The sequence below is a fragment of the Azospirillum sp. OGB3 genome (assembly GCF_014192915.1).
In the GTDB taxonomy this organism is placed as follows: domain Bacteria; phylum Pseudomonadota; class Alphaproteobacteria; order Azospirillales; family Azospirillaceae; genus Azospirillum.
This window is the reverse complement of sequence record NZ_JACHYN010000069.1, coordinates 1-1,358: the sequence shown is the minus strand read 5'-3', so window position 1 is coordinate 1,358 and position 1,358 is coordinate 1. Positions and strand designations below refer to the sequence as shown.

At 64.6% G+C, this 1,358-nt stretch carries 1 pseudogene; it reads left to right on the top strand.

From position 1 onward, the window contains the following. Window positions 1-145: 145 nt before the first annotated feature. Window positions 146-1,084, top strand: a pseudogene (locus FHW79_RS32290) (IS110 family transposase). The last annotated feature ends 274 nt before the right edge of the window (window positions 1,085-1,358 follow it).

Sequence of the window (1,358 nt, the reverse complement as noted above, 5' to 3'; positions counted from 1 at the left end):
TTCCACCTTCTTGAAACGGTGGCAAGCTGAGGTCGTCGAAGAAACCAGCTCAGAGGGGCCGTCCATGGGAGAGGTGGTGACGATCGGTCTGGACTTGGCGAAGAACGTTTTCCAAGTCCATGGGATTGCCGCGGATTGAAAGGTTCTGGTCTGTCGGCAACTGCGTCGAGGCGAGGTTCTGAAGTTCTTCTAGAGCGTGCCGCCGTGTCTGGTCGGATTGGAGGCCTGCGGCACAGCGCATTACTGGGCGCGGGAAATCGCGGCCCTGGGGCATAGGGTGAAGCTGATGCCGCCCGCCTATGTCAAACCCTATGTGAAGCGGGGCAAGACCGACACCGCCGATGCCGAGGCCATCTGCGAAGCGGTCACCCGCCCGACCATGCGTTTCGTCGCCATCAAGACAGTGGACCAGCAGGCCGCGCTGATGCTGCACAAGACCCGCGATTTGCTGGTACGGCAGCGAACGATGCTGATCAACGGGTTGCGCGGGCACTTAGCGGAATTCGGAATCATCGCGGCCAAAGGGCCAGAAGGCATGAAGGCGGTGACCGCAGCCCTCCATGAAGCACAGGACCATCTGCCCGAACTGGGACGCTTGGCGCTGCACGGCATCGTCGATCAAATTCGGCAGCTTGAGGCCGAAATCGACCGGCTGGAGAAGCGCATCCTCGCTTGGCATCGGGCCAGCGAGGTCAGCCGGCGCTTGGCGACCATTCCCGGCATTGGACCGATCACCGCGAGCGCCATCGCGGCGGCCGTGCCGGACGGCACGCTGTTCCGTTCCGGTCGGCAGTTCGCCGCATGGCTCGGTCTGACACCGAAAGCCCACAGCAGCGGCGGCAAGGAACGCCACGTCGGCATCAGCAAGCAGGGCGACGGCTACCTTCGGCGCTTGCTCGTCGTCGGCGCCACGGCGGTCATGCGGCTGGCCCGCAAGGACAACGCCAGCCGCAGTTGGACGACGAAGCTGCTGGAGCGCAAACCGGCAAAGCTGGCCGCCGTGGCTCTGGCCAACAAGACCGCGCGCATCGCGTGGGTGGTGATGACGCGGGGAGTGACCTACGCGGCGCCGAGCCCGGCGTAGACGGCATTCGCCCTGTCGGCGTCGGATGGCTCGGCGGGGCGGATGGGCAAGGGTGGTGAAACGTGATGACGAACCGGCAGGGCCGGGGATCGGCCAAACCCACGGGTACCAAGCGCCACCGAGCGCGATGAGCTGATTTGGGCGTCGATCCGCGGAATTCATCAAGGCCAGCAGCCAGTGGCTGCGACAACAGGCCGGACACATGGATGCATCCTTCTCGGCCAGTCAGTGCGGATTTCCCTCTTGCGCCGGAGGGGCCGTCCACACATGGTTT